Source organism: Paenibacillus sp. GbtcB18 (assembly GCF_019091125.1).
GTDB lineage: Bacteria > Bacillota > Bacilli > Paenibacillales > NBRC-103111 > Paenibacillus_F > Paenibacillus_F chitinolyticus.
In genome coordinates, this window is sequence record NZ_JAGXJX010000001.1 from 1,008,156 (window position 1) to 1,033,540 (window position 25,385).

At 52.2% G+C, this 25,385-nt stretch carries 22 protein-coding genes; 13 read left to right on the forward strand and 9 right to left on the reverse strand.

Annotated features, from left to right (window positions below; all coding sequences use genetic code 11):
- Positions 1-3 precede the first annotated feature (3 nt).
- Together KVT34_RS04595 and KVT34_RS04600 are read left to right on the forward strand one after the other, a co-directional pair.
- Positions 4-798: a helix-turn-helix transcriptional regulator gene (locus KVT34_RS04595; RefSeq protein WP_217556941.1), complete on the forward strand. Its 795-nt coding sequence runs from the start codon at positions 4-6 to the stop codon at positions 796-798.
- A gap of 110 nt (positions 799-908) precedes the next feature.
- On the forward strand, positions 909-1,328 hold the full coding sequence (locus tag KVT34_RS04600; protein WP_217556943.1) for a VOC family protein: 420 nt from the start codon (positions 909-911) through the stop codon (positions 1,326-1,328).
- Positions 1,329-1,479: 151 nt separating this feature from the next.
- On the opposite strand, the gene KVT34_RS04605 is transcribed toward KVT34_RS04600, so the two are convergent.
- Positions 1,480-2,298, reverse strand: coding sequence for an SPL family radical SAM protein (locus tag KVT34_RS04605; RefSeq protein ID WP_217556945.1), 819 nt, complete (start codon positions 2,296-2,298; stop codon positions 1,480-1,482).
- Between the two features lie 72 nt (positions 2,299-2,370).
- Positions 2,371-2,970 carry a bifunctional transcriptional activator/DNA repair enzyme AdaA gene (locus KVT34_RS04610; protein WP_217556947.1) on the reverse strand — a complete coding sequence of 200 codons (600 nt, stop codon included), beginning with the start codon at positions 2,968-2,970 and terminating at the stop codon, positions 2,371-2,373.
- A gap of 238 nt (positions 2,971-3,208) precedes the next feature.
- On the opposite strand from KVT34_RS04610, the gene KVT34_RS04615 reads away from it, so the two are divergent.
- From KVT34_RS04615 to pdaA, 3 genes are all read left to right on the forward strand, one after another.
- A complete protein-coding gene (locus tag KVT34_RS04615; protein WP_217556949.1) occupies positions 3,209-3,625 on the forward strand; it encodes a VOC family protein in 417 nt (138 codons plus the stop codon).
- 202 nt (positions 3,626-3,827) lie between these two features.
- A complete protein-coding gene (gene ypfJ, locus KVT34_RS04620; protein WP_217556951.1) occupies positions 3,828-4,664 on the forward strand; it encodes a KPN_02809 family neutral zinc metallopeptidase in 837 nt (278 codons plus the stop codon).
- Positions 4,665-4,829: 165 nt separating this feature from the next.
- The gene (pdaA, locus tag KVT34_RS04625) at positions 4,830-5,615 is read left to right on the forward strand and encodes a delta-lactam-biosynthetic de-N-acetylase (RefSeq protein ID WP_217556954.1); all 786 of its coding nucleotides are present in this window, start codon (positions 4,830-4,832) and stop codon (positions 5,613-5,615) included.
- 110 nt (positions 5,616-5,725) lie between these two features.
- Here the strand turns inward: pdaA and KVT34_RS04630 are convergent, their stop codons facing one another.
- Positions 5,726-6,769, reverse strand: a complete 1,044-nt coding sequence (locus tag KVT34_RS04630) for a stalk domain-containing protein (protein ID WP_254634613.1) — start codon at positions 6,767-6,769, stop codon at positions 5,726-5,728.
- Positions 6,770-7,104: 335 nt separating this feature from the next.
- On the opposite strand from KVT34_RS04630, the gene KVT34_RS04635 reads away from it, so the two are divergent.
- Entirely contained in the window at positions 7,105-7,845 is a 741-nt protein-coding gene (locus tag KVT34_RS04635; protein ID WP_217556959.1) for an SDR family NAD(P)-dependent oxidoreductase, read from the forward strand.
- Positions 7,846-7,899: 54 nt separating this feature from the next.
- Here the strand turns inward: KVT34_RS04635 and KVT34_RS04640 are convergent, their stop codons facing one another.
- The 4 genes from KVT34_RS04640 to KVT34_RS04655 form a co-directional block, all read right to left on the reverse strand.
- Positions 7,900-9,501: an oleate hydratase gene (locus KVT34_RS04640; RefSeq protein WP_217556961.1), complete on the reverse strand. Its 1,602-nt coding sequence runs from the start codon at positions 9,499-9,501 to the stop codon at positions 7,900-7,902.
- A gap of 105 nt (positions 9,502-9,606) precedes the next feature.
- Positions 9,607-10,821, reverse strand: coding sequence for a staphylopine family metallophore export MFS transporter CntE (cntE, locus tag KVT34_RS04645; RefSeq protein WP_217556963.1), 1,215 nt, complete (start codon positions 10,819-10,821; stop codon positions 9,607-9,609).
- Complete coding sequence (locus KVT34_RS04650; protein ID WP_217556965.1) at positions 10,814-11,914, reverse strand: PLP-dependent cysteine synthase family protein; 1,101 nt, start codon at positions 11,912-11,914, stop codon at positions 10,814-10,816. The genes cntE and KVT34_RS04650 overlap by 8 nt, the downstream gene beginning before the upstream one ends.
- A gap of 27 nt (positions 11,915-11,941) precedes the next feature.
- Positions 11,942-12,493 carry a PepSY-associated TM helix domain-containing protein gene (locus KVT34_RS04655; RefSeq protein WP_217556967.1) on the reverse strand — a complete coding sequence of 184 codons (552 nt, stop codon included), beginning with the start codon at positions 12,491-12,493 and terminating at the stop codon, positions 11,942-11,944.
- Between the two features lie 252 nt (positions 12,494-12,745).
- Between KVT34_RS04655 and KVT34_RS04660 the strand changes: the two genes are divergently transcribed.
- Together KVT34_RS04660 and KVT34_RS04665 are read left to right on the forward strand one after the other, a co-directional pair.
- Positions 12,746-13,762, forward strand: coding sequence for a peptidyl-prolyl cis-trans isomerase (locus tag KVT34_RS04660; protein WP_217556969.1), 1,017 nt, complete (start codon positions 12,746-12,748; stop codon positions 13,760-13,762).
- A gap of 107 nt (positions 13,763-13,869) precedes the next feature.
- Complete coding sequence (locus tag KVT34_RS04665) at positions 13,870-16,029, forward strand: CBM96 family carbohydrate-binding protein (RefSeq protein WP_217556971.1); 2,160 nt, start codon at positions 13,870-13,872, stop codon at positions 16,027-16,029.
- A 131-nt stretch (positions 16,030-16,160) separates the two neighbouring features.
- On the opposite strand, the gene KVT34_RS04670 is transcribed toward KVT34_RS04665, so the two are convergent.
- Both KVT34_RS04670 and KVT34_RS04675 read right to left on the reverse strand, forming a co-directional pair.
- A complete protein-coding gene (locus tag KVT34_RS04670; RefSeq protein WP_217557286.1) occupies positions 16,161-16,697 on the reverse strand; it encodes a GNAT family N-acetyltransferase in 537 nt (178 codons plus the stop codon).
- A 155-nt stretch (positions 16,698-16,852) separates the two neighbouring features.
- Positions 16,853-17,566, reverse strand: coding sequence for a 2OG-Fe(II) oxygenase (locus KVT34_RS04675; protein ID WP_217556973.1), 714 nt, complete (start codon positions 17,564-17,566; stop codon positions 16,853-16,855).
- 494 nt (positions 17,567-18,060) lie between these two features.
- On the opposite strand from KVT34_RS04675, the gene KVT34_RS04680 reads away from it, so the two are divergent.
- From KVT34_RS04680 to KVT34_RS04700, 5 genes are all read left to right on the forward strand, one after another.
- Positions 18,061-19,098, forward strand: coding sequence for an EamA family transporter (locus KVT34_RS04680; RefSeq protein WP_217556975.1), 1,038 nt, complete (start codon positions 18,061-18,063; stop codon positions 19,096-19,098).
- 187 nt (positions 19,099-19,285) lie between these two features.
- Entirely contained in the window at positions 19,286-21,604 is a 2,319-nt protein-coding gene (locus tag KVT34_RS04685; protein ID WP_217556977.1) for a helix-turn-helix domain-containing protein, read from the forward strand.
- Positions 21,605-21,809: 205 nt separating this feature from the next.
- Entirely contained in the window at positions 21,810-23,435 is a 1,626-nt protein-coding gene (locus KVT34_RS04690; protein ID WP_217556979.1) for an extracellular solute-binding protein, read from the forward strand.
- A gap of 96 nt (positions 23,436-23,531) precedes the next feature.
- The gene (locus KVT34_RS04695) at positions 23,532-24,488 is read left to right on the forward strand and encodes an ABC transporter permease (RefSeq protein WP_217556981.1); all 957 of its coding nucleotides are present in this window, start codon (positions 23,532-23,534) and stop codon (positions 24,486-24,488) included.
- A gap of 18 nt (positions 24,489-24,506) precedes the next feature.
- Positions 24,507-25,382, forward strand: coding sequence for a carbohydrate ABC transporter permease (locus KVT34_RS04700; protein WP_217556983.1), 876 nt, complete (start codon positions 24,507-24,509; stop codon positions 25,380-25,382).
- Positions 25,383-25,385 lie beyond the last annotated feature (3 nt).

Here is a 25,385-nt window from a genome sequence, read left to right on the forward strand (position 1 = left end):
CGTTTGACTGACCGGTATTCCGAAATCGATGAGGTTATTTTGTACATTCAGAGAAACATTTACGAGCCTCTCTCGCTTAACCAACTGGCCGCTTACGCCGCCTACAGCCCTTACCACTTTACAAGACTTTTCAAAGAAAAAATCGGACTTACTCCTCAATACTACGTTTCTTCGCTTCGTCTTCAGAAAGCCAAAGACCTGCTGCTGCGCACGAATTTGAGCATCCGTGACATCGGCCTTGAAATCGGCCAGCAAAGTCTCGGTACCTTCACAACAAGATTTACCGAAAAAGTCGGGATGACCCCATCGGAATTCCGGAATTCCACATTTTTAGCGGACAGCCACTTTCACTCCCTTAAGAAGCTGGATGACTGGTCGATGCCCGAAACGGCCGCACTTCCTTTCGGAAATATCGAAGGGATTGTACAAGCCGCGATACCGTTCGAAGGCGTCGTTCTCATCGGACTGTTCGCCAAACCGATTCCGGAAGGGCTGCCGTTATACGGCACACTGCTCTCTTCACTCGGAAGTTTCCGCATTCCGGGCGTTAAGCCGGGCACCTATTACCTGATGGCAACCTCCGTTTCCTGGGGGACGAAGGCGGTTGATTTTCTTCTGCCGGAAGCGACGCTGCGTACCCGTTCGAGGGAACCGATCGTCGTTGAACCGGGAATTCCCGTACCGCAGCAGCTCGTTACCCTGCACGTTCCGCGTTATGACGATCCGCCGATTTTGATCTCACTGCCGGTTCTTATGAATAATTTCCTCACGCGAACCACTCCTCCAGGCAGCCGGTAATCGGACGGTGCTCCACCCGCAACACCGCAATTTATAAGAAATCCCCGGTTTCAATCGATGCTAAACTTGTTCATAGGAACTCCTACTAACTTTCGAGAGGATGTTGATGAATGGCTAAACATACGACTTATATTATTTCCGAGGATGCGCGGGCCCAAGCTGAATTTTACATACAGGCGCTGGGTGGAGAGATTACGTCCGTGACCACGTACGGAGAGGTGCCGGGCGCGAATGAAGAAGAGCTGAAAGACAAAGTCATCAACCTGAGCCTGGTCGCGGCCGGAGTTACTTTTCTGATGTCGGATTCGATGTTCGAATCGTTGAATCCGGGCAACGTCGTAAGTCTCTGTCTCGAATTCCCCACCGAAGAAGAAGCTCACACGGCTTTTGACAAGCTCTCGCAAGGCGGGATTGTAAAGCATCCGTTGGAGCCTGCTTTTTGGGGAGCTTTATTCGGACAGTTTGAGGATAAATACGGCATCTCTTGGATGATCACGTCCGACACATCGGCTTGCAGAGAATCCCAGTAAATCAAGCCTGCGCTAGCCGGTTACATAGCGACTTGCGATAGCAATTTTGCTGCCCCGATAAATCTCCCCTATGACAAAAAAAGCAAAAATCCGTATATCCGCGGATTTTTGCCTCCATTCATTGCCTGCATTCACTTAACGGGTACAGAACCTAAGGTTCGAAACCTTTCTGGCTTATAAAAATCTGATTCTCGGCAAACACTCTCTTCAAGCGTTCGACCATAAACCGATAAGCATGAGGATGATACCAATCTTCCATTCCTAACTCCTTATAGGGTGTTTCCAAGTTCAAACTCCGCGTACGTCTTCCGCCGCTGCCGTCCCCCATAAAATAATCGTCAACGCAAACCCGGTTCACAACCGATTTTAACAGCTCTGGAAATGCCTCACTGCTTGGCAGGAGAGGAGCAATGGCAGCTTGTGCGGGTATTCCGGCAGCTTTTAACGCTTTAAGAGTCTTTAAGCGTGCTTGTATAGGCGGCGCCGCCGGGGAGAACCGCTTTCTTATCTCGTCCAGGTCCGTTTCTACCGTCATGCTGACACGGACCCGGTTTTTCAATTGAAGCAGCAGATCCAAGTCCCGCTCTACCAAAGGGCTCCTTGTTTGGAGGAGCACGAAATCGGGTGGATCTTCCGTCATCACTTCGAGAAGCGACCGGGTGACTCTTTCTTTGTATTCAATCGGCTGATACGGATCCGTACTTGAGGACATAAAGATAGTGACGGGACCTTTGCTTTTCGCACGGCGAAGCTCTTTGCGGAAAAGTTCGGCCGCTTCTTTCTTGATATCCACCCAGGTTCCCCATTCGGCTCCGCGGAAAGTGGAGACAGGCATTTTTCTTACATAACAATAGGAACAGCCGAAGGAGCAGCCGGTGTAAGGATTTAATGAATGGGTATAACCGGCAAGAAACCCTGTTCCTTTATTCAGCAGTGTTTTAGGCATTGTATACCCGTATTCCAGTTTCATAGTCGCTCCGTTCTTCTATTGTGTCCGACTTGATTTAAAACGGGGTATTGCATCCGTTTTCGCCGAAGATACTCAGTGTTCGATCGTCCGGCTCAAGCTTCGGGACTGCCGATAGCCTGCGGGTGTATAACCGGTTTTCTTTTTAAACAGCGTAATGAAATAGGAGGTGTTCGGAATACCGACTTTGGAACCGATGTCGGACACCGAGAGATCCGAATTTCCGAGCAGACTCTTGGCATTCTCGATGCGAATGTGCTGAAGGTATTCCAGTGGAGTCATTCCTTTAATTCGCTTGAACGTACGCTGCAGATGATAAGGACTGCCATGGCAAATTTCCGAGAAAGTTCTGAGCGTCAACGGTTGTTTGTAGTGGTTGTCCGCGTAACGGGCGATTTGCTCGATCCAGTCGTCTTCGGGAAGGCGCTTTCCGGTCGGTTTACATCTTTTGCACGGACGGAATTGGGCCCGCAGGGCTTGTTCGGCATCTTGGAATATACAGGTGTTTTCCGGCTTGGGTGCTTTGGATTTGCAGGAGGGACGGCAAAAAATGCCGGTTGTTTTCACTCCGTAAAAAAAGACGCCGTCGTAAGAAGAATCATTGCTGATAATGGCCTGCCATTTATCGGCTGAGGGACTATCCCATTTCGCCGCTTTCCGAAACCGCTCTGACATAGCTGGAAACACCTCCTTTTACCTCCCCATTATACCTCTAAAGTGAACGTATGTGCGTATATAGGAATGAGACAGCAACATATCGCTAAACACATTTATTACGCAGAACCTGTTATACATAACTTTACTAACTAAAAGCGCAATTTAAGAGAAATGCTCCCGGGAAGCTCATGCTACAATAAAAGCAACCGGAAGACTTTTTCGGAAAACATAATAGATGACGTGGAGGTATTTCTAGATGGCAACTAAAGCGGATAAAATTTTTGTGAACTTACCGGTTAAAAATCTGGACAAATCGGTACAATTTTTCACGGCGCTCGGCTTTGAATTCAATGCCCAATTTACAGACGAGAAAGCAACCTGCATGGTTGTCAGCGATAGCATTTATGTGATGCTTCTGGTTGAAGATTTCTTCAAAACGTTTACGAATAAGGAGATTGCCGATACGGAAAAAAGTGCCGAAGTCATTATGGCCTTATCTGCGGACAGCAAAGAGCAGGTGGACGAGATTGTGAACAACGCGCTGCATGCAGGAGGAAGTCCTTTGAATGATAAGGTGGACCATGGCTTTATGTATACGTGGAGCTTCCGGGATATCGACGGACATCATTGGGAGTTTATCTATATGAATGAGAGTGCGGCTGCCCAGGGGTAAGGTGCCGATTCGGGAAATAAAGGAAATAGGGTTTCTAAAGAAAGAGCCGCGGTAAGCGCGGTTCTTTTTGTTTGGCTGGAAAGGGTTGGATTTTGAATCGCAAGCCAAACCTTCACAAAGTTTCTGACTTTACAAATCGGGTATATACCCATATAAAATGATTCATTCTAACTTGTTTGTATACACCAGGGGAGGACAAGCGATGAAGTGGCAGGGAAGAAGAGGAAGTTCAAACGTGGAAGACCGGAGGGGAGTCGGCGGTAAAACGCTCGTCGGAGGAGGGATCGGCGGGATCATTATCGTGCTCCTTATGACTCTGCTTGGCGGAAACCCCGGCGATTTGCTAAGTGATTTGACGGGAGCGGGCTCCGGATCAAACACGCCTTACGAGGAAACGCAGCAGGAGAAAGAGCTTTCGCAGTTTGTCTCGGTTGTCCTGGCTGACACGGAAGACGTATGGACCGCCCAGTTTAAGGAGCGGGGCCTGGTTTATGAGAAGCCGACGCTTGTTTTGTATACGGACCAGGTGCAATCCGCCTGCGGAACGGCGGGTTCGTCAACGGGACCGTTTTATTGTCCGGGCGATCGCAAGCTATACATCGATCTAAGCTTCTATAACGAGCTTAAGCAGGAGTTTAAAGCGCCGGGGGACTTTGCCATGGCCTACGTAATCGCTCATGAAGTCGGACATCATGTGCAGACACTGCTCGGGACATCCGACAAGATTATGCCGCTGCGCCAAAAGATGAGTGAAGCGGAATTCAATAAGTATCTGGTCCGATTTGAACTCCAGGCCGATTATTTTGCCGGCGTCTGGGCGCATCATGCCAAGGGGATGGATGTGCTTGAAGAAGGGGATCTGGAGGAAGCGTTAACGGCCGCCAGTGCGGTCGGGGATGATACGATTCAGAAAAGAGCGCGCGGCTACGTGGTCCCCGAAAGCTTTACGCACGGCACCTCCGAACAAAGAAAATCCTGGTTCAGCAAAGGCTATCACTCGGGAAGAATAGAGGACGGAGATACTTTTTCGAGCAAGTGAAATAAGAAAAATATCCACAATCAATCAAATAAAAGGAAATATCCGTCATCCGTCGGAACTTTTTATTTTTAAGATCCACAAAGTTCCAAAGAACGGAATCGCATGAATCCCTCCGATTAGAGACATATTACCAATGCATCAAAGATATGAAATCGGAGGCGAATCATGAAAAAGGTCACGATCGTTTTTGCTTTATTGACAATTCTCATCACGGTTTTTCCTTTAGATACCTTGGCGGCGGATGGAGGGAATAAGCCGTATCACTTCGGATTCAAAAAGAGCAAACAAGGTAAGCCTGCCTCCATTGATGAAGAAGGATTCAAGAGTATTTTGGAGAAACATGATGCGGTTTTTCTAGGGGATACCGGCAAAAAAGAACTTTATCTAACTTTCGATAACGGGTATGAAAACGGGTATACGCCCAAAATACTCGATGTATTAAAAGCGAAGCAAGTGCCCGCGGCTTTTTTCCTAACCGGTCATTATGTCGAGGATAAGCCCGAATTGGTTAAACGAATGACGGCAGAAGGTCATCTTATCGGAAACCATTCCTGGAGTCATCCGGACATGTCCCAAATCTCCGACGAGAAAATAAAGACCGAGCTGGACCGGGTCAAAAATGCCGTCGTCAATCTGACCGGGGTGCAGACGATGTCTTTTATGCGCCCGCCCCGCGGAATTTTCAGCGACCGGGTGTTAGAGGTCAGCAAACAACACGGCTACATCAACGTATTTTGGTCGATTGCTTATAAAGACTGGGACGTCAAAGATCAAAAGGGCTGGAAATATGCCTACGATAAAGTGGTTGCCCAGCTTCATCCGGGCGCGGTCATTCTGCTGCACTCCATTTCAAAGGACAATACGGATGCCTTGGACAAAATTATTGATGAAGCAAGAAAGCAGGGTTATGAGTTCAAGAGTCTGGACAGTTTAAACAAAAAAACGGAATGAAATCGTGAAATCGGAGGGTTCACTCAGTTGACGAAAAACCAGGCAGCGTTCCGCTGCCCGGTTTTTCGTTGTTCTGAAGCCGGAAGCAGGCCCTTAAAGGAGGCATATTCTTACGGATTCGTAATAACCACCGTTTGGGACGAAGGTTCCCACTTTACATCGGCACCGAGTGCTTCGCTGATGAACCGAACCGGAACCATCGTGTGTTCGTTCACGAGCTGCGCAGGCACTTCTAGTACTTTGCTCGCGCCGTTAACGGTGGCACTTTTAGTTCCGATTTTCAAATAGATCGTGGTGCCGCCTTTTTGGGCTGTAACGGATTGTTCTTTCTCGTTCCATATGATGTTTGCGCCGAACTTTTCAAAAATAGCTCTTAACGGCACCAACGTGTTGCCTTCTACGATTACCGGAGGCTGCTCGAACTGCTGTTTTTGACCGTCGATGGTTACCTGTATCTCATCAGGCCTCTTAGTAATCGATTCGAAGTCGAATACATCGGGAGTAATCTGCGGTGACACTTTTATAGCGCTAACGACGGTTTCAAAACCGCTTTCGGACGGTTTAGCCGCCCGTTCTTTAAGCAGCATGCCGGTTTCCGTATCAAACCATTGTTCTCTGGCCGGCGTAATTACCGGCGTAGATATCTCAGCACCCGCTTGATCGGTAAACTTGAGAACTGTTTTCTTGCTTTTACCGGAAAGGTGGTAAGCTTGTCGGCCTAAAATGGTTTCTTCTCCTTGATAAGCGGGATCTTCCGTATCCGTCAGGAGTGTTTCAAGGCGTATTTTAGAAAGTTTAGAGTAGCTGTTAAATTCCGTGCCATTCAGTTTGATCTTGCTTGTTTTGTTTCCTTCGGCCATATAAGAAAGACCGTCGTCTCCGTTAACGATCAGGGTGTTCAGCGTTTTTCCGGCCGCATCATAGCTGGTTTCCAGCCTGTACCGGGCATTCGGAGCATCCTCCCATGACTTGTACCAGACCATGCTGCTTTTTCCGCCATCGAAATTAGTGATTTCTTTCCATTCCACGTAAACGGGGCCCAGAGCCTTTTCCCTGATTTCTTTTGTCACTTGTTCCAGTGTTAGTGCGTGGGGAGCAGATTCTTTTGATGCTGCTCCCGCATTAAAGGGAAGTGCCGCGGCAAGGACCAACATCCCCAATCCGGCAGAAATCCATTTCCTGTTTTTTAACATAATCGTGTATCAATCCTTTCAATTTTATCTTCATAAACATAGTCGATCCGGAGGAGACTTGGGTTCAATTTATTTTCAGCTCACAAGTCGGTATTAAATGTAAACCGGTATCTGAGAGCGCTCGTAGCAGGAAAGCCTAGGCTGTAACCGGGCAGGCTGAACGACTGCATTCCCTGGATAGCAATCATACGGATTCATATAGAGACACTTCGTTCAGACAAAATGTCTTAGTTTATGTAGACAGCTTGAAGATGAGATTCTCTGATCCAAACAAGATGAAGAAGGAGAGAGCGCATATGAAAGGGAAAGTCGCTATTATAACAGGTTCCAGCCGGGGAATCGGTGCCGCAGCAGCGAAGCTGCTTGCCGGACGCGGAGCCAAAGTCATCGTCAATTACGCAAGCAATGCTTCGGCTGCGGAGAATGTCGTTGCTTCCATACGGGAAAACGGAGGAGAAGCTGCGGCTTTGCAAGCGGATGCCCGCAGTGCGGAGCAGATGAACGGGCTCGTGTCGGAAACGGCATCCCGCTTCGGGACGGTAGACATTCTGGTCCACAACGCCGGTATGAATTTTGTCCAGAAGTCCTTCGAAGATATGTCCTGGGAGGAGTTTATCCAGAAGACGAACGATGAGCTTCAAGCCGCTTTCGTCTCAACCAAAGCCGTACTGCCTTTTATGAAAAAGCAGAAGTCGGGGAAGCTCGTTTATGTGTCCAGTGGACTCGGCAATCATGCGGCTCCGCTGTTCATCTCGCACGGCACCTCCAAGGGAGCCTTAAACAGCTTTGTCCGGTATATTGCCCAAGAGTTCGGCGGCGCAGGCATCACCGCGAATATCGTCTCGCCCGGTATGGTGGATACGGATGCGACCGCGTCGATACCGGAAGCGTTCAAACAGCAGCAAGCGGGGCGTTTACCCCTCGGAAGGATCGGTCAGCCTGCGGATATCGCGCGGGCGATCGCATTTTACGTCAGCGAAGACAGCTCTTACTTGACAGGCACTTACCTGCCGGTCAGCGGGGGCGGAGAAATGTAGCGGCATCCCCCAAAAAAAGCCCCCGCCGGTTCGGCGGGAGCTTCTCGGAGCGGGCTATCTGACCATGGTCACCAACGAATCGAATAGCACCTTTGCATGATGGTTCCCGTGGTACATCCCGGGAATCTTTTTGTCGATGTCGAGCAGTTTATAGACAGCCGTTTGAGCCGTTCGGACGGAATATTCCACTGTGAACACGACATCATCCGGTATTTCGGTAAATTGGCCGATAAAAGCGAAATTTCCCGAGCCGTCCGGCACGACTTGCGGACGGTCCCCCGCTTCGCGCGGCATGAACTGGCTCGTGATGAACGGCATCATGCAGGGAATGCAAATGGAGCTTTCCAGCATTTCCGGCAGTTTTTCCGCCAGTTTCAGATGGGACAACAGCTCCGTTAAAATTTCCTCGCCCGTACATTCGGACATTTTCTTCGGTACGAAATCGCCCGGTTTGTCCGGGAAGAGGCCGTAACCCCAGAATACCTGCACATCTTCCGGCTGATTGCGGAAATGCGGTTGGTGCGCAAGCACGACGGACATCAGCCAGCTGGAGTCCTTGAAGGTCACAAGCGCGCCAGTACCCGCTTTGTTGCCGGAGAAGTTTTCCATGAAGTTGAAAAACATCGGGTTCTTACAGGTGACCGTAAAGGATGCCCATTTGGACTCGGGGATATGATCGTCGAAAGCGGATGGATTGCCGGAACCCGGCAGTTTTGCCGCAATCTTTTCCCACAGTCCGAACGAAGGTCCTTTTCCGCCAAGCTCCGGTGCGGAGGTCATCGAACCGAGATCCGAGCTTTCCGTCATGGAGCCGTTCGTAAAGAACACGAGATCGTCCGGGTTTATCTCAATCGAGCCGGTATTCCCGTCTTTAACGACCTGTATGCGGTCCGCCACCACTGAGCTTTTTCCCGTGGGGTCCGGCTTGAAATCCAGATCGGTTACGCGCGTATTGCTCTCGTACCGGACGCCCTGGCTTTCCAGCCACCGCTGGATCGGAAGCACGATCGAATCAAATTGATTATAGGGCGTGCGGGCGACACCGGCCAGGGTATGGATACGGGGAAACTCATGCATAAACCGGATCATGTATCTTTTGAACTCCACCAGGCTGTGCCAAGGCTGAAAAGCGAACATTGTTGCCCACATAAACCAGAAATTCGTTTCAAAAAATTCGGGTTCGAACCATTCGTTAATTTTTTGCCTGCCGAGATGCTCTTCCGATGTGACAAGCAGTTTACCGATATCCAGACGGTCTTTATTGGAAAAGAGCATATGCTCGACGTCGACGATATTCCGGTCTTTATCCACGAGGCGTGCCTGTGCATGGGTCGGATATTTCTCCGTAAAGGCGTAGATGTCGTCTTTGACGGACTTGCCGGGCGAATCGATCGAAGGAATGGAATCCAGAAGCTCCCACGTGCATTCGTAAGTCGGTTCGTTCAGCATCCGCCCTCCCCGGATCACATAGCCTTGCTGGCCGTCACCGCTTCCGTCCAAAGATCCGCCGTTTACCGGACGGTCTTCCAAGATATGAATCCGTTCGCCGGCCCAGCCGCCGTCCCGGATCAGAAATACGGCTCCAGCCAGGGAAGCGATGCCGCCTCCTATGAAATAAGCGTGGTTATTTGTCTTTTTATGCGTATTCACTCTCATCAGCTCCTCTCCCTAATTACTTGGACACAGGGCGGAGAGGAATAAACTAGACAATTTTCGGGTTTTGTCGTACGCGATAAGCCGGAGCCGGAATAACAGCAGAGTTTACAATCTGGCTGCCGTCTGGTTCTTTCCGTTTTCCGTGCGCCGCACGCGGAATCCTAAGCCCGCAAATCCTGCGAGCAAACAAAGCGCGCCTCCCGTTATAAACATGACCGGAAACGAGAAGGAAGAAGCGACAGGTCCCATGGCCAAAGCCCCCAGCGAAAATCCGAGATCGGCGGCCCCGATAAACAGACCGATCAGCAGCCCCCGCGCAAAATGCGGAACGGAGAAGGACACATAGGTCAACAGCGCCGGATACAGCAGAGCGAATGCGATGCCGTTAAAAACAGCCGCAGCCGCCAGCACGGCGGGTGACAGGCTGGTTCCCAGAATCAATGAGCCGAGGCTAGCCAAAGCGAGAGCAGGGAACAGAATCCGGCCGGGAAAGCTCCCGTCGGAAGGAATATACTTCCGGCCCGCAAACCGGGTCAGGACCAGCACAAGTGTCTGAATGAGAAAATAAAGCTCGGCAAATTTCAGGCCTTGTTTCTCCAGATACAAGGGAAGAAAGGTGAAAATGGCTCCGTTGGCGACCGAGGCAAGAAGCATAACAGCGGAAGAGAGAAGCAGCGTCCGGCTTTTCCATACGCCTTTCCGGGAAAGAGGACCCGCCGCTGCCGGATCATCCGGAATTTCTGCCGGGGGTGCAGCGGCTGACGGCTTCATTTGCCTGGAAAGTGACAGACCGAACAGGAATATGCCCAAACTCATCATAAACAACGAACCGAAAATCCAGATCATCGGCAGCCAGTCTTTCAGAAGCAGTGCGATGGTAGGCCCGAATGTCGAGGGGATCATGGTCGCGAGGGAATAAAGGGACAAGCCCTGTGCCCTCATTTTCTCGGAAAGCAGGTCCATCGTGATAATCTCCATGGCCGTGGAAAAGAAAGCCGCTACGATGCCTTGAACGGCTCGGACCAGCCCGAAAAGCCACAGGTTTGGAATGAAATAGCCCGCTAAAGAAACGGTAAAAAGAAGCAGCGCGAGCACAAATACTTTCCGGGTCCCGTAGCGGTCGATAACGGTTCCGGCAATGGGTCGGCAGATCATGGAGGCGAACATCGTCGTCCCCATGATAAGACCGATTTCCATTTCGCCGGCGCCGGCCGTGATGGCATAGAAGGGAAGAATCATCAGCACCATGTAGACAATGCAGTAAAACAGAATTGTAACCGCATACACTTGCAGAGACCGGAAGGAATACGGATTATCCATGCCGGAACAGCTCCCTTGAGATCAGTCGGCTGGGGGAATCGAGCTGTTCGGCCAGCTGGGGTTTGTAGTTGGCCGTTTCGGCGGGATTTCTGCTGTAGGGAGGCAGCTCGCGGACGCGTACCTTCATTTCCTGAAGTCCGATATCCGTCAAAATTCCGCGTTCCTGCAGCCAGTCGTCATTATAGATGGTCGGCAGGTAACGTTCTCCGTTGTCGGAGGCGACGCAAACGATCCGTTTTCCCCTTCCCATGAGCTGCGCCAGCTTCCAGGCGGCGACCATGCCGGCTCCCGTTGAACCGCCGCCCAATATTCCTTCGTGCTTGGCAAGCACGCGGCACATGAGGAACGCATCCTCGTCCGGAACTTTGTAAATTTCGTCGATGCGCCGCAAATCGTCCACATTGGTCGGTGTCCAGCTCAGTCCCATGCCGGGCAGAAGATAAGCGTGCGCCTTGCCGCCGAAAATGGTCGAACCGACCGCATCGACCGCAATCACTTTCACATGCGGGGCGTATTCCTTGATGTAACGCGAAAGGCCTCCGATCTGACCGCCTGTGCTGACAGTGACGATAACGGCATCAATCCCGTGACCGCTTTGATCCATTAGCTCTTTCGCCGTCTGAACATAATGAGCTTCCCCGTTCCACGGGTTGAAACACTGATCCGGCCGGAACGAGCCGGGAATTTCCCGGTGCAGCTTGTTGGCCAGCGCAATCCGCGTCTTGTGGTAGGACCCGCTGTCGTCCTGTTCGGTGACCACGATAACCTCCGCGCCGTACGCTTTCATCATGGCCAGATTGACGGGCGTCGTTTTCGGGTCAACCAGCACGATGACGCGATACCCTTTGGCCGCGCCGATCATGGCCAGCGAGATGCCGAAATTACCCGAAGACGATTCGATAAGCGTGCCGCCGGGACGGAGCCAGCCTCTTCTTTCCGCCTCCTCGATAATGTAAAGCGCGGGACGATCCTTGATACTTCCGCCGGGATTGGTACGCTCCATTTTCAAATAAATTTCCGAATCCGCCGACTCGACAAGACGGTTTAACCGTATAAGAGGGGAATTGCCGATCGTATCGAGAATCGTAGACATTATCTATACCTCCTCCAAAGTTGAGATCTAGCCTGCGGCTTCCGCCTTTTTACGTTTGTTTTTGCGTATCGACCCCGCTTTCAGAACACGAATGGAAAGGACAATGCCGGTGGCGGTCAGAAACATAATGGAAATGGCCGCGATATCGACGAACCACGTAATATCTTTGCCGTACAGCTCGCCGAAGTGGAGATCCCGGACGAAATTGTTGACATTGTTTACTTCCTTGCGAATCACATTCCCGTTTAGGTCGATGACAAAGAGGGTCTGATCGTCGTCGCGCAGCCGGACTTTGTAATCTCCCGCCGTTCCGTGATGACCGTCTCCCAGCGTATGGTTCATGACGAGCCGGGCCTGCGAGAGATCAAAAGCGCCGGATTGGCTCGCTTTCAAAACGGCTTCGGCCACATTCAATGGCTGCTGACCGGAGCTCGAAGCCGCGGGGGCTTCGTAGGTTTGTACCTGCTTGTTGAAACCCATGGAGCTTGTGTGGACCAGAAGAATGCCTGTTAGCGCTTCCACAAAAATAAATATTGACGCGATCAACCCTACCCACAAATGATATTTACGTGTTTTCATGAATGTTTTTCTTCCTCCTCTTTTGTATATGCGGAATTCCGTAAACCAATTATATCCATGAATGTGAAAATTAACATGACTCAACTGGGCTATATGGGAGTGGATATTTTGCCGAAATATCGGATTATGTGGAGAAAAAAGTCAAAATCATGCACGTTTTCGGATCAAAAAGTCAATGGAGTTCCTGGCAAACCGACTCCGTCTTTTTTAAGATAAGGAAAACAAAGCCGAACCTTGAATGGAGGGAGTCGGATGGGCACCAAAAGAAAGCAAGCGATGAAACGGGACGGGAAGAAAAACCGGTTCGCCCGAATCATCGTCGTGTCGGCGCTTATTGTAACGGCGGCAGCCGCAGCGGCAGGTTATACGCGTTATAAATCCTCATCCGTAACGGAATACACTGTCGTCGCATCTATCGGTAATGAGCCTATCCAATACGGCGAATTTACACTCGTCCGGGACATGCTGAGAAGCACGGTGAAGCCGGAAGAATTGAACGCGAAGACGCTTCAACGGGTGAAGGAGCTGAAGACCGAGCAGCTGTGGGCGAAGGAAAAAGGACTCACCGCGGGCGGACTCGATTTCGGTGAATTCGAGAAGCGCTGGCGGCAGGAGAATGCCAGACGGAAATCCGCTGCCGATCGCGGCGAGCCGGTTTACGGTCCGGTCGCTTACGATGCCGCCGGATATTACCGCTACGAGCAGTCGAACTTGCAGCTCCGGCTGAAAGAAGCGCTGGCCGGGCAAGATTTTGCCGCCGGCGACGCCGAACTGCAGGCCGCGTACGAACGCATGAAGGACGTCCGGTTCAAACGTCCGTCCAAAATCCGCCTGCAGCTCCTTTCGGCGGAAAACAGCGCAAGCGGTGCCGAGAAGCTGAGCAGGGCGGCGGACAGGCTGAAGGCGGGAGAAGCCTTCGAAAGCCTGGCCGGACAGACTGACAGCGGTCTCACGGCGGAAGCGCGCTGGTTCGAACCGGCGGACCGCAAAGCCGACGGGGAGAGGTATCCGGCGCTGCTGCAAGAGGCGGAGGGGCTTCAGATCGGCCAGTTGAGCGGCGTGATCGGGGAGGGAGAGCGGCTGTACATCGTCCGCTACGCGGAACGGGGAAAGGCGGAATACGAGCCGTTCGAAGACGTGAAAGAACGTGTCCGGATTCTTTATACGGATGAGCGATATGCCGCGGAACTGGCTTCGCGTCTGGCCCGGACGGAAATCATCGGCTTAAAGCCGCTGGAATCGGAAGGGACAGTCAACGTAACAGAGTAAAAAGGCTGCACAGGAAAGTCAAAATTTTGCCTATGGCGGGGGGAGGAATATTTTGTAAAGTAATGGAGCGAGGCTCTCGCACATTACGAAAAAGGAGGCAAGTCATCGTGCAGAAAATTTCCAGCAGAATCAGTGCCTGGACGGCAGCCGTTTTATTCCTATCGCTTTTTGTAAACGTTTTCTACGGTGTGGAGCCTGCTCACGCGGCCGGTACGGCTTACTACGTGGATTCAGCCGCCGGAAACGATGCCAACAGCGGCACCTCCCAGGCGCAGGCCTGGAAGACGTTAGCCAAAGTGAACGCGACGACATTTCAGCCGGGCGATCAGATTTTGTTCAAATCCGGCGGTGTCTGGAACGGCCAGCTTTGGCCCAAAGGTTCCGGTACGGACGGCAGTCCGATTGTTATCGACAAGTACGGAACCGGGAGCAAACCGGTTATAAACGGTGGCGGTAGCAATTTTAACCAGACCGTTTACAACAGTTCGAAAACGTACAATACCGGAACCGTGTTTCTCCGCAACCAGGAATATTGGGAAATCAACAATCTGGAAGTAACGAACGATGACAATTTTTCCATCGAGAACAATGACTCCGCGGCACTCCGGGCAGGGATTTTCGTCGTCATCGACGCCAACGAAAGCGACCGGGTTTACAATCACATTTACATCCGCAATAATGACGTTCACGATGTTGACGGAAGCAACAATGCGGGACAGAAGGAAAACGGCGGCATTATTACGGTTATTCAGGGAACGGCGGCTACGTCCACCCGCACCTACGCCAGATTCAACGATCTCCGGATCGAAAACAACTCCATCCGCAAAGTGGACCGCGTCGGAATCCGGGCGGCGGCCCACAGCAATTATGTGAACGACGACAGCTTCAGCACGACGAGCACACGCACGTATGGCAACTGGAATACGAACGTCTATATCGGCCACAACAATCTGGAGGATGTCGGCGGAGACAGCATCATTCTGCGGGATACGGACGGGGCTCTCGTCGAATATAACGTGGCCAACCGTTTCGGTACGCGTGTCGCCTCCACCAATGCGATTGCCGCCATCTGGCTGGCCGTCGCCAAAAACACCGTCCTGCAGTATAACGAGGCGTTCGGCGGACCGGCGTCCAATCAGGACGGATGCGCATGGGACTTCGATTTGTATCTGGAAAATACGACCTACCAGTACAATTACAGTCACGATAATCCGATGGGACATGTGCTGATGATGGGCACGAACAAGAACGATGTGATGCGCTATCATATCAGCCAGAATGAAGGCAATATCATCCGTCATTTCAATGCGAACGAGGCGACTCCGGCTTCGATCTACAACAATGTCTTCTACTATAACGGCGCTACGCACAAGGTAATCGGGGGCAACGATGCCACCAAAACCGGCTACCAGTTTACGAACAATATTTTCTACAACGCGAATCCGTCCGTCACGACCAATTGGGGAACCGCGGCCAACTGGGGCCAGACCACTTTCAGCAACAATATCTTCTATGAAGCCAGCGGAACCCATTCGGCGAATGAACCCGCCGACCCCGCCAAACGGACTGCCGACCCGACGTTTACGAATCCGGGAGGCGCAGGCACCGGCCTGGCAACGGCGGCAGCTTACCGCCTGAAAGCCGGTTCTCCGGCGCTAAACGCCGGCAAGCTTATCGCGAATAACGGCGGCAAAGATTATTTCGGCGGAGCCGTTTCCGCAACAGCCGCGCCGAATATCGGCGCTTACAACGGCGCCGGCGTTCCGGCAACGCCCCCGGCAGGTGTCAAAGCGCCGATAGCCGACGCATACGTGCTCGACGGTTCCGGCGCTGGGGTCAATTACGGGACAGCCCCGACGCTGTACGTCAAAGACGGTACGGCCGCGGGCTACACCCGGAAGGCTTACCTCAAGTTCGACGTCAGCGGTCTGACCGCCGTGAATTCCGCCAAGCTTCGCCTGTTCGGCGGCAACACGCAGGACGCTTCGAACGTCCAAGTCAAAGTGTCGGGAGCGGCGGCGGACGGCTGGACGGAGACGGGGCTCACCTGGAACAACGCGCCTGCCGCCGACACGGGTGCCTTATCCACCATCCAGGTCGGCTCGACGCTGACGTACTATGAACTGGATGTCACGTCTTTCGTCAAGGACCAGCTTTCCGACGGCATTGTCACGCTGATCGTGGAAGGAGTGTCCGACCAAGACCGTACGATCCAGTTCAACAGCCGGGAGAATCCCGCTAACAAGCCCGAACTGGTCGTGAATTAGCCGCAGGCTTACGGACCGAAGCTAATGTAGGCTGCCGGAATGCTTCAAGAAACGCGAGTAAGGCGAAAAACGTCAAAAAAGACTGCCGCGAATGTGCGGCAGTCTTTGCTGCGTGACCGGGCCGGAGCAAGTCAGTCTTCCCGGCTTCTCGTATACAGATTTAAAGGCGGTGAAGAAGGGCCGGAATCGGCGTCTTCCTCGCTGCTAAGCGTGCCTGCGAATGTAAAACGCAGCTTCTGCAAGACTTTAATCGAATTGACGTTTTCAGGCTCGACTTTAGCTTCGATGAGGTTCATTCCAAGTTCGCCGAACGCATAAGCAAGCAGGCATCCGATTGCCTCGGGCGCATAGCCTTTTCCCCAGAAAGCAGAGTCCAGGTCATAGCCGATTTCCGCTTTGCGCTGTCCGTAATCGAGTTCATTGAACCCGCAGGAACCTATGATGGCATTCGATTCCTTCTCGATGACCGCATAGCGGACAGCCTTGTTTTCCAGGGCCAGTCCGTTCAGAAAGGCGATCATATCCGCTGCCTGTTTAGCCTCCGTAAACGGGTCGATATTCATAAATTTCGTTACGTCGGGAGAAGACCAGATCTCAAAGAGACGGGGGGCATCCGCTTCCGTCAAGGTCCGCAGTAGGAGTCTTCCCGATTCCAGGTTGTCTTTCATCAATAACTCTACCTCCAGTTTTATTTATCTTCGGCGGGTTAAAGTATTGATATCTGCGCATAGTTCAGTCCTTCCTCTATGTAGATTTATCCAGTATACCTCAATGCTGGGCTTTCTGCACGTGTCGAACTTAAAGGCCCGGAATAGACAAACTGTTACTCGGCATCGTGAAAAACAAGTCCCAGACTGTAGCGTGTGCCTGTCGTTACTGTGCTTACGCCATGCCGGAGCGTAGTCTTGTAGTACCCCCTGGAGCCTAACACCGGACGATGGGTCGTCGGGAAAATCAGCCCCTCGCCGCGCTCCAGCGTAAGTACATGTCCTCTGCTCTGCGCACGAGGCCGCTGTTCCACCAGCAGAAATTCTCCGCCCGTGTAATCCTGCTCACGCTGATTCAGCGCAAACACGACCTGGAAGGGGAAGAACACGCTTCCGTATACATCCTGATGCAGGCAGTTGTAGCCTCCGGCTTCATACTTGAGGATGAGCGGGGTCGGGCGTGTTTGTTCCTCCCGGCGGCACTGTTCCAAAAACCCGGCTAGCGAGTCCGGATACGAGGTCTCTTTGTCCAGCCGCTTCAACCAGGAGTTTGCGATGTCCGCCAGCGGCGGATAAAACGCTTCGCGCATCTCCCGAATCACATCCGGAAGGGGCGCGCGATAGTATTTGTACTCGCCGAGCCCGAAACGGTACCGGGCCATGTTGATCGTGCTGCGGTAAAGCCGCTCTTCTCCGTAACCGCCGATAAGCTCTTCGCATTGCGAGGATTCGAGCATAGGAGGGAGCTTCGCATATCCGTGCTCGTCCAAAGACAGCCGGATCGAATCCCAGTCCAGACCGGCGATCCGACAGGCGATATTATCCGGCATGTTCGATCCCTCCTTCGGTGCAAAAGCCGTCGTTTCCGATTGCATCCCAATCTGAACGAAGGACGGTCCCTGTATATCCAGGCTTCAGGGGTGAATCGTGCAGCGAAACGGAAACTTCATTTCGTAATGGCCTAATTGCCCGGTAAAAGACTGAGCCGCTGGAATAGTTCATGGCGTAAAATCCTCTCTTTCGGTTATTAAAAGGGTCGGTAATCGGGCTTTCTGAACAAAGTATACCTCTGTCCAGTCATTTACGTACCCGTTCCCGAATGAAACCGCAAGATAACGAAATTCGGACACAGTGAGCGAATTGCTGCGGAAAACGACTTGGCATCCTGGGGAAATCAAATGCCGGTGTAACCCGGACGCAGCAGCGTGCAGAAAAAGCTTACGCGGAACCGGGTATACAGCCGGCGGTATTAAAGGCTATTATGACTATACAGATGATAGACATTACAAACATGACGGATTGCACGGAGCGGAGGAAACGAACGATGTGGTTTATGTATGCTTCACTTGCCGCGGTCTCTTTCGGACTGCGGGGTATTTTGTATCAATGGACTTCCCAGCGGCGCACCGACCGGAATGTGCTGTTATTCGGCGTTTATTTGTCCGGCGCTTTGATCTCGTTTGCCGTTAATTTGTTTGTTAACCAGGCATGGACTTTCGGCGTGTGGTTCGGGATTCCTATGGGGCTTTTCTCCTTTATTGCGAACGCGTCGATGTATAAAGGCTATTCGGTCGGGCGAGCCTCTCTGATCGCACTGTTTACGGGTCTGCCGCCGGTGGTCGTGGCGACTCTTGCGTATTTCCTGTGGGGAGAAGCACTTGGCATCATGCAGCTGGCCGGTTTTTGCATCGTCATTCTCGGCCTGCTCGTCATCCGGTATTCGCATGATCTGAAGCTGGGGCAGCTGCAGGGAATCCAGTGGGGCCTGCTGACGATGCTGTTCTTCGGCTTTACGGATTTATCATCCAAACAGGCGACCTTATCGGCTGCAAATACGCTGCCTGTATTAACCGTCATGTACGGTACAGGCACGATCCTATTCGCATGCATGTATCTGCTGTCCAGGCTGAAGGTTCCGGCGGAGACGGGTCAAAAAATCGTGGCTTCCGAGACGGCGAGCGTCAGCATGAACGACCGGGAGCCCGGCTGCGGGCCCGACGTGCAGCACGCTCAGATTTCACGGCACTCCGAAGGGGACAAGGCTCTTCACGGAAGCGAAGACGATGTCCGGACGCACCCTGTTACGGGCGGCACGGACAATCCGGCATCCCCTCAGTGGTCGATGAAACGGACCGTACTCTGGGGGATGACCGTCGGCATCACGAACCTGGCCGGGATGCTGTTCATCATCCCCGCATTCCGGGGAGGCGTGACGGGGATCGTATCCGCCATCAGCGCGATGAGCGTCGTGCTGGTTCTGCTGTACGCGCAGTTCTACCTCAAAGAAAAAATTTCCGGGAGGGAAGCATGCGGCATGCTTCTGGCTTTGGCCGGTGTTCTCGTGGTAAGGCTGGCGTCATGACGCGGCACTGCCGCACGTAAACGAAACGGAGATAGCATGCAGCCAGTCTGTTCCGCCGAGAACACTGGCTTTTTTTATGCACCTTTACAAAAAAATCATAAAAGAAGCATGACCCGCGTTCATGTTCCCGGTTCTCCTTTTCGGTATAATATTCAATAAAGCGTTTACATCACGAGATGATGGGGGAGTGTACAGCCTGAAGAGAATATCATTTAACCGGCGCAGCGTTATTGTAACCTGGCTCATTTCCTACATAACCGTGCTGCTTGTTCCCGTTCTGATCAACGGTGTGATTTATATGGTGACGTGGAATGTGGTCGAAACGGAAGTCAACCGGTCCAATGAGGCCGTGATCAAGCAGATGGAGCAGGCGATCGACAATCATTTGAAAGGCATCGAAAGGCTTAGCGTCGAAATGGCGCTTAACAAGCGGCTTGCGGGGTTTATCCATGCGGGCAGCCCTCTGACGGACGACGACCACTATGAGCTGATCGGCATTGCGGGTGATCTGGGCGTATATAAGGTAGCCAACGATTTTATCGATCAGATTTATATCTATTACAAAAATAGCGATACGGTCATATCATCCCGCGAGCGCACGGATAGCCGTGCCTTGTATGAGACTTTACGCGAAAACGAAAACACGGACTACGACGAATGGAAATCTTTTTTCGATAAAAGATTTATCCAGGAGTATGCGCCGGTGACGCTTACGGAGAACGGCAGCAAAACCGGCGCCGTCCTGTACGCCAAATCGGTTATTTTGGACAATCCGGATCTTCCCGGCGGTGTCATTCTTTTTGTGATCAAGGAATCTAAGCTTCTGGCGAATCTCGCGCCGGTCCATAATGCCTCCGTAGCCGTGCTGGACGAGAAAAACCGGCTGCTGGCTTCCTCCGGCACCGCCCAAAAGACCGATTATCCGGCCTACGGGGAGCTCTCCGGCAAGAGCGGGCTCGTTTACAAAAAATCGGCCGGAAGGAATCTGGCCGTCTCCTACACCACATCCGAACAGACCGGCTGGAAGTACGTGTCGATGATGCCGGCGGAGATTTTTGACGAGAAGATGGAGCATATGTCGGTTCTTATTTTTGTGAATTTGTTTTTGAGCCTCTTGATCGGGGGGATTTTGACGTTCCTTTTCCTAAAAAAGAATTACAGCCCCATTCATGGTCTGATCCGTAATCTCTCTACCAAGTCGGGTCTGGCGTTCGAAGAAGGGTCCAATGAATACGGCTTCGTCCAGAAGGCGTTAAACAACGCTTTTGCCGAGAAGGAGAACGTCAGCCGGCGGTTGATGCAGCATCGGGATGCGATCCGGTCCCACTTTCTGCAGGGGCTTCTCAAAGGCAGGCTCGATCCCAATGTGCCGGTTCATGAATCCTTGGCCGCTCACGATATCGGATTTCCGTATGAGCACTATGCCGTCCTGCTCTTCCGGATCGATCAATTCGGAAAGTGGGACGAGCCCGGCAGTGGCGACGCCCAAAAAATCCGGCAGATTCATTTCCTTCTGATGAACGTGGCGGAAGAAGCGGCGGTAGCCGGAAGATGCAGTGCGGTCGCTACCGGGATAGACGACATGCAGGCCTGCATACTGAATATCAGTCCGGAAGCCGACGAAGGAGAGATCCGGCGGCTCGCTCAGCAGGTGCAAGCGTTTCTGCTGGACCATTTTCAGGTCCGGTTGACGATCGCGATCAGCGGCGTTCATGCGGGTCTCGCGACCGTTCCCCTCGCTTATCAAGAAGCGCTGACCGCGATGGAATACCGCATCGTTATGGGCAGCGGTGAAGTGATCGCCTACGGGGATCTTCCCGGGGGAGACGAATTCGGGGAGGCGGCTTTCTATTCCTTTCCGATGCATGTGGAGCAGCAGTTGATCAACTTCGTGAAAGCGGGGGATTTCGGGCAGGCGAATGCGCTCGTGGAACAAGTTATTGAGCACAATGTGGTACAGAAGACGCTTTCCGTGCCTCTCAGCCGCTGTCTGCTGTTCGATCTGGTCGGGACCCTGCTCAAAGCGCTCGATGAAATCGGACTGCCGGGCAAACGGGAGCTGATCCGCGAACTGAATCCGGCCGAACGGCTGGCGGGCTCGGAGACGCTTCAGGAAATGACGGCCGGTATGCGGGAGGTGCTGTCGCGCGTATGCGGATTTATCCAGGAAAGCCGAAAACCGGAGCACGATCAGCTCAGCCGGCAGGTAGCGGAGTATGTGCGGCAGAATTACAGCTCGGAAAACCTGAATATTAGCATGATCGGAGAAGCGTTCGGTCTCACGCCTTCTTATTTGTCCAAGCAGTTTAAAGCTCAGACGGGTGAAGCGCTGCTGGACGTGATCCAGAAGGTCCGACTTGCGGAAGCTAAGAAACTTCTGTCGCAATCGAGTGACCCGATCATTGAAATTGCCCGGAAAGTCGGCTATTCCGATATCAATACCTTCAACCGGATTTTCAAAAAATTCGAAGGCGTCACACCGGGTAAGTACAAAGAAATCCTGTAAAAGCCGCTGCGTGCGGTTTTTACGCTTTTGTATGTTTTTTACAGACGGATTGCGGTTTTTACAGGCTTCCGGACACCCCGGATTTCGGCAAATTGATGGGCCATTCCGGTTTTTGAAGATATCTTTTGGAGGCAGCGGCAGGTCATACTGACACTGAGATGTGCGACGCAGCCGTGCATCCGTGATTTTGAAGAGGAGGGTTTGCATGGTCAGACATGCGGGAAGAAAAAACAGCCGTTCGGGCGTCATCGTCGTTTTGGCAGCTTCGGTTATGCTCGCGGCTTGTTCGGCCGGTGGAAGAGGAGGGAAGGAAGAGAAAGAATCGGCGGTGGCTTCGGAACCCGGCAAATACCCGGTTCGTGCGGAAGAAACGCTAACTTCGTGGGAACCGATGGACACGAACCTTTCCGCGTTCGTAACGAATCTGGCGGACTCGCCGTTCGGCAAACAGCTGGAGAAAGAAACGGGCATCAAAGTGAAATACACGCACCCGGCGGACGGTCAGTCCAAAGACCAGTTCAATCTCTTGATCGCGTCCAACAATTTGCCCGATGTGATCGAGTACAACTGGAGCGGCGGAAACGGGTCGTACCCGGGCGGACCGGAGAAAGCCATCGCCGATAAGGTGATCATTCCGCTCAATCCGTATATCGACAAGTACGCGCCCAACTTGAAAAAGCTGCTCGAACAGGACAAAGAACTGGACAAAATGATCAAAACGGACAGCGGTAATTATTACGTATTTCCGATGATCCGCCCGGAGAACGGACTCGTGTTCCGGGGACCCATGATCCGTAAGGACTGGCTGGACGAATTAAAATTGGACGTTCCGGTAACGATCGACGACTGGTACACCGTTTTGAAAGCGTTTAAAGAGCGCAAAGGGGCGACCTCGCCGTTTTCCGCCTTATACCAGAACGAGTTTAACATCCAGGACGCTTTTATCGGCGCCTACAAAACGGCAAACCGGTACTATATCGACGATGGGGGAAAAGTCAGATACGGGCCGATCGATCCTCAATTCAAAGAGGCGCTGACGCTTCTGCGCAAGTGGTATGCGGAGGGGCTGATCGATAAAGATTTCGCCCTCAATACGGATTCCAAATCACTGGATACGAAAATGCTGAACGACAGCACGGGTGCCACGGTTCATCTCCTGAGCGGCGGAATGGGGAGATGGATGGATACGGGAAAGAAGAAGAACCCGAATTTTCAGCTCGTCGCCGCTCCTTATCCGACGCTGACCAAAGGCGAGCGCCCGTTCATCGGCCAGCGGGATTTCAAGTATAATCCGGCTGCCAGCAAAGCGGTTTCGGATGCCTCCAAAAATCCGGAACTGGCCGTGAGGTGGCTGGATTACGCGTACGGCGAGAAGGGCAGTCTGCTTTTTAACTTCGGGACGGAAGGCGACAGCTATACCCTGAACAACGGCACGCCCGCATTTACCGATAAAATCGCAAAAGACGGGAAATACACCCTTCAGCAAATGATTTCCCAATATACGAAACCGAACGGTCCTTACCTCGGGGACAGCCGGAAAAACTTCAATACATTCAAGCAGCAGGACGAAGCCCTGAAAATATGGGCCGAGACCGATGCGGCGAAGCATGTGATGCCGCAGTTTATTACGCCGTCCGTAGAGGAGAGCAAAGAAATCGCCAAGCTGAACACGGCAATTACGAGTTACAAGGAAGAAATGTTTATCAAATTCGTGATGGGAAAAGAGCCTTTGGATAAATTCGACGACTACGTAAAGCGGATCAAGGAGATGGGGATCGATAAAGTGACGAAGATTTACCAGGATGCCTTCGACCGCTACAACAAGCGCTGATAACATGCTTTGCGGCAGCCCGGCAATCGGATTTTACGGTGTGAACAAGGACGCCTCACGGCCCGGAGCTGCCGATACGAACGGAGGAATTGTGTTATGGCTGCCTTAAATCAGGAAGCTCTGCCGTACCCGGCCGCAAAAAAACGGACCCGGACCGGCCTTCTGCTCGATATCCGCAAAAACAAACTTTTGTATGTGATGCTGCTGCCCGTACTGCTTTACTATGTCGTCTTTCACTATGCTCCCATGTACGGCGCGATTATCGCTTTTAAAGATTTCTCGCCGAGGCTGGGCATCTGGGGAAGCGAATGGGTCGGATTCGCCCATTTCGAGACCTTTTTCTCCGGCGCTTATTTCTGGAGAACGATCAAGAATACGATTCTGATCAGCTTGAACGAACTTGTCTTCGGGTTTCCGGCGCCGATCATTTTAGCCCTGCTGCTGAACGAAGTGCGGAACTCGGTCTTTAAACGGACGGTTCAGACCGTGACTTACATGCCTTATTTTATTTCCCTCGTCGTGATCTGCGGCATCATCAAAGATTTTACGGCGAGCAGCGGCGTAATTAACGATATCATCGCTTTCTTCGGCGGCGAGCGCTTGACGCTTCTGCTGGAACCGGAGTGGTTTCGTACCATCTACGTGTCCTCGGGCATCTGGCAGCATATCGGATGGGGGACCATCATCTATTTGGCCGCCTTAACCGGCATTGATCAGGAACAATACGAAGCGGCCAAAATGGATGGCGCGGGGCGCTGGAAGCAGATGCTGAACGTTACGCTGCCCGGGCTGATGCCGACCATCATTATCCTGCTGATTCTGGAGCTGGGCCGTATGATGAACGTCGGTTTCGAAAAGATCATCCTGCTCTACAATCCGAGTACGTTCGATACCGCAGACGTCGTGTCTTCCTATGTGTATCGTGTGGGGCTGCAGGAGTTTAATTACAGCTTCAGCTCCGCGGTCGGTCTATTCAACTCCGCCGTGAACTTCACGCTGCTTCTCGGTTCCAACTGGATCAGCCGGAAGCTGAACAGCACGAGTCTCTGGTAGGAAAGGAAGGAATCCCTAGTGAACAAACGGAGTTTCTCCGAACGGGCGTTTGACGGTTTTAATCTGCTTGTACTTACGCTGCTCATGATCGTAACGATCTATCCCCTCGTGTACGTTGTGTTCGCCTCGCTCAGCGATGCGGGAGGTCTTCTTTCGCACAAAGGGTTTTTGTGGAAGCCGGTCGGTTTCTCGCTGGACGCCTACGCGAACGTTTTCCGCAATCCCATGATTCTGAAAGGCTACGGCAACACGTTTTTCGTGGTCGTCGTGGGACTTGCGTTCAACATTTTGCTGACTTCGCTCGGCGCTTATGCACTGTCCCGTAAAAGTCTCGCTTACCGCAAACGGATTATGCTGTTCGTCGTGTTCACGATGTTTTTCAGCGGCGGGCTTATCCCTTTTTATTTGACGGTCAAAGGGGTGGGGCTTGCGAACACGCTGTGGGCGCTTATTATTCCGACGGCGGTTAACACGTTTAATCTGATTCTGATGAAAACGGCTTTCGAGGGCATCCCGGATGCTCTGGAGGAATCGGCCAAAATCGACGGGGCGAATGATTTCGTCATTTTGTTCCGGATTGTCCTGCCGCTCTCACTTCCGGTTCTTGCCGTCATGCTGCTCTATTATGGCGTCGGCCATTGGAACTCGTGGTTTAACGCCCTTATCTTCCTGCAGGAAAGATCCATGTTTCCTTTGCAGCTCATTTTACGGGAAATTCTTCTTCAGGGGGAAGCAAACGCCAATTTGGGCGCATCCGAAGGCGATGTGGCTATGCTTACCGTCACGCTAAAATACGCAACCATTATCGTCGCAACGGTGCCGATTCTGCTTGTTTATCCGTTTTTGCAGAAATATTTCGTTAAAGGGGCTCTGATCGGCGCGATAAAAGGATAGGAG

Excerpts from the sequence above, each read along its gene's own strand:
- KVT34_RS04600 (WP_217556943.1), top strand. The coding sequence starts at position 909 with ATGGCTAAACATACGACTTATATTATTTCCGAGGATGCGCGGGCCCAA.
- KVT34_RS04605 (WP_217556945.1), bottom strand. The coding sequence starts at position 2,298 with ATGAAACTGGAATACGGGTATACAATGCCTAAAACACTGCTGAATAAA.
- KVT34_RS04610 (WP_217556947.1), bottom strand. The coding sequence starts at position 2,970 with ATGTCAGAGCGGTTTCGGAAAGCGGCGAAATGGGATAGTCCCTCAGCC.
- KVT34_RS04615 (WP_217556949.1), top strand. The coding sequence starts at position 3,209 with ATGGCAACTAAAGCGGATAAAATTTTTGTGAACTTACCGGTTAAAAAT.
- ypfJ (WP_217556951.1), top strand. The coding sequence starts at position 3,828 with ATGAAGTGGCAGGGAAGAAGAGGAAGTTCAAACGTGGAAGACCGGAGG.
- pdaA (WP_217556954.1), top strand. The coding sequence starts at position 4,830 with ATGAAAAAGGTCACGATCGTTTTTGCTTTATTGACAATTCTCATCACG.
- KVT34_RS04630 (WP_254634613.1), bottom strand. The coding sequence starts at position 6,769 with ATGTTGGTCCTTGCCGCGGCACTTCCCTTTAATGCGGGAGCAGCATCA.
- KVT34_RS04635 (WP_217556959.1), top strand. The coding sequence starts at position 7,105 with ATGAAAGGGAAAGTCGCTATTATAACAGGTTCCAGCCGGGGAATCGGT.
- KVT34_RS04640 (WP_217556961.1), bottom strand. The coding sequence starts at position 9,501 with ATGAGAGTGAATACGCATAAAAAGACAAATAACCACGCTTATTTCATA.
- cntE (WP_217556963.1), bottom strand. The coding sequence starts at position 10,821 with ATGGATAATCCGTATTCCTTCCGGTCTCTGCAAGTGTATGCGGTTACA.
- KVT34_RS04650 (WP_217556965.1), bottom strand. The coding sequence starts at position 11,914 with ATGTCTACGATTCTCGATACGATCGGCAATTCCCCTCTTATACGGTTA.
- KVT34_RS04655 (WP_217556967.1), bottom strand. The coding sequence starts at position 12,493 with ATGAAAACACGTAAATATCATTTGTGGGTAGGGTTGATCGCGTCAATA.
- KVT34_RS04660 (WP_217556969.1), top strand. The coding sequence starts at position 12,746 with ATGGGCACCAAAAGAAAGCAAGCGATGAAACGGGACGGGAAGAAAAAC.
- KVT34_RS04670 (WP_217557286.1), bottom strand. The coding sequence starts at position 16,697 with ATGAAAGACAACCTGGAATCGGGAAGACTCCTACTGCGGACCTTGACG.
- KVT34_RS04675 (WP_217556973.1), bottom strand. The coding sequence starts at position 17,566 with ATGCCGGATAATATCGCCTGTCGGATCGCCGGTCTGGACTGGGATTCG.
- KVT34_RS04680 (WP_217556975.1), top strand. The coding sequence starts at position 18,061 with ATGTGGTTTATGTATGCTTCACTTGCCGCGGTCTCTTTCGGACTGCGG.
- KVT34_RS04690 (WP_217556979.1), top strand. The coding sequence starts at position 21,810 with ATGGTCAGACATGCGGGAAGAAAAAACAGCCGTTCGGGCGTCATCGTC.
- KVT34_RS04695 (WP_217556981.1), top strand. The coding sequence starts at position 23,532 with ATGGCTGCCTTAAATCAGGAAGCTCTGCCGTACCCGGCCGCAAAAAAA.